General features: G+C 52.7%; 3 protein-coding genes and 1 pseudogene. All 4 read right to left on the reverse strand.

Going from position 1 to position 2,261, the window contains the following annotated elements; all coding sequences use genetic code 11:
* Positions 1-1,140, reverse strand: a 1,140-nt coding sequence (locus tag ABX962_RS34965; RefSeq protein ID WP_372726282.1) for a PVC-type heme-binding CxxCH protein, incomplete at its 3' end; no start/stop codon positions are given.
* Between the two features lie 76 nt (positions 1,141-1,216).
* Positions 1,217-1,471 carry a hypothetical protein gene (locus tag ABX962_RS34970; RefSeq protein ID WP_372726283.1) on the reverse strand — a complete coding sequence of 85 codons (255 nt, stop codon included), beginning with the start codon at positions 1,469-1,471 and terminating at the stop codon, positions 1,217-1,219.
* A gap of 325 nt (positions 1,472-1,796) precedes the next feature.
* Positions 1,797-2,000: a hypothetical protein gene (locus tag ABX962_RS34975; RefSeq protein ID WP_372726284.1), complete on the reverse strand. Its 204-nt coding sequence runs from the start codon at positions 1,998-2,000 to the stop codon at positions 1,797-1,799.
* 26 nt (positions 2,001-2,026) lie between these two features.
* A pseudogene (locus ABX962_RS34980) lies at positions 2,027-2,261 on the reverse strand (dehydrogenase); the annotation flags it as partial.

Consider the following 2,261-nt stretch of genomic DNA (forward strand, 5'->3'; position numbering starts at 1 on the left):
AAAATCATGGCTGGCATGATTAATGATCGAGTTGTACCAATCGGCGACATAGATCGCTCCGTCGGGGCCGATCTTGACATCGACGGGCCGAAAATTTGGGTGCTTACAGGTCATCAGTGGCGGCAGAACGTTGGCGCTGAAACCAGCACCGTCCTCCGAGAATTCGTAGCGGATAATGGTTCGACTTTTAAAGCGGCCACTAAGCAGATTGCCACGGATGTCATCGCCCACATGCGACCCCGTCGCGAGGTCGCCGCCGCATTGCTTTTCCGTACTGATCAGCGTTGGGACCCGAATGGTTTGGGCACCATTTCCAGTCACCGGGGACAGGTACATGATCCGCGGATTGTTGACCATGAACGATTGCCCCCATTGGTCGAACACGTGGCCCCAAGGGTTACCACCGGTGCCGGTGCAGAACATTCTCAGCTCTTGCGTCCGAGGGTTGTACTGATAGACGCCTCCGTTGAAATTCCGCACGACACCGTGCTGCGTTTCCACTTGCGAATGCAAAAAGATGCCTTCTTGGAAATAGATCCATCCGCCGGGACCGCGTCGCCACGCACTAACTGAGTGGTGACTGTCTTCGATCCCAAACCCGGTCAGCGCCAATTCCTTGACATCGGCCACGTCATCTCCGTCGGTATCTTTGAAAAAGAAAACGTCGGGTGATTGCGCCACATAACACCCGCCGTTGGCAAGCTCTAACCCCGTGGGAATATACAATCCATCGGCAAACACGGTTGATTTGTCCGCGACGCCATCGTCATCGGTGTCCTCGAGGATGATGATTTTGTCGTTTGCGACTTCGCCCGGTTTCAATTGCGGGTACGCCCACGAACACGCCACCCACAACCGACCTCGCGAGTCCCAGTGCATGTGAGTGGGATTGGCGAGCATCGGATCGGAAGCGAAAAGGTTGACCTGGTAACCGTCGAGCAGTTCAAAGTTTTCTTGCTCCGACGCTGGATCATGATTGTTCATCAAGTCCAAATCGGCGTCCCTGATGTTCTTGATACCCGATGCATCCTGCGCCGACGCGATGGTCGTCAACACGATGGTCATCATGGCTGTCGTCGCCAACGGGCGGACCGCTCGCCAAAAACACTCGTTCGCTTTTTTGAAAGTTCGGATATTCATAAGGTTCTTGAAAAAAGTCATTAGGGTTCACGTTCTGGCGAACGTAGCTACCGTCGCCAGACGGTGGTGGAACAGGCTACGAATGATTTAGACCCTCATCCTTGTCCCGAAACAGACCCTTCGTTCGCAGAAACGAATATGTCCTCCAGAATCGAGGCCAGAAGTCGTCTTGCCACAACGTCAGCTCGGGATAACCTGGAACGAGGCAGCCTGTGTAACTGTAATCACGAAAACCATCCGCAGGCACCAAGCCCGCCCGTTCTGGATTCCTTGCGATATAGTTCACGAGATCGGCAAACGCGGTCTCTTTGCGTTCGTCATCGCGTAGCACGCGATCGTGTGGTTGATGTTGAAACCGGATACCCAGTTTGCTAAACGCTGAGTTAACGTGTTTGCGAAAGTACCTAACAGCCTTCAATTGACTCGACTTCTCATCGATTCCAATCCACACTGCATGTAGATGGTCTGGCATCAAGCAATAGATTGGACACGTGATGGCATATCGAAAAGTAGTATGCGTTAGAAGCTCGCGAAACTTGTAGAGAAACACAGGGCGTAGCCATCCCGTTCTTCGATTCTCGATAGTCATTGTCCAATGAACGAATGCGTGGCCTTGGTAGTGACACGGCTCTAGCCGCGGCAGGTGTTTCTTTTTTTCATCGGACATGTTCATTTCCATCGTACTTGTCGTAACAGACATGGTCCACGTTCTGGCGAACGTAGCTACCGTCGCCAGACGGTGGAGGAATGCGATCCACGTTCTGGCGAACGTAGTTACCGTCGCCAGACGGTGGTGGAATGCAATCCACGTTCTGGTGAACGTAGCTACCGTCGCCAGACAGTGGAGGAATGCGATCCACGTTCTGGCGAACGTAGCTACCGTCGATTACAAGGAAATCCGAGTCACACGCCAATTCCGCGTTTGACGTTCGATCCCATCTCGCAATTTCGCATCGCGTTTTTGTGCAAGTTGATTGAATTCGATCACTTCCGCTGGCAATGCCTTTCCACTGGGCGATTTTTTTCTCTCACCGACAATGTGGACTTGGTTCAGGGCTTTCCAGCTATACGTGAACTGCAAATTCTTGTCGTTGACCGCAGCACGAAATGCTTCGGCCTGT

Origin of the sequence: Novipirellula sp. (assembly GCF_041583735.1) — a bacterium.
Classification (GTDB): Bacteria; Planctomycetota; Planctomycetia; order Pirellulales; family Pirellulaceae; genus Novipirellula.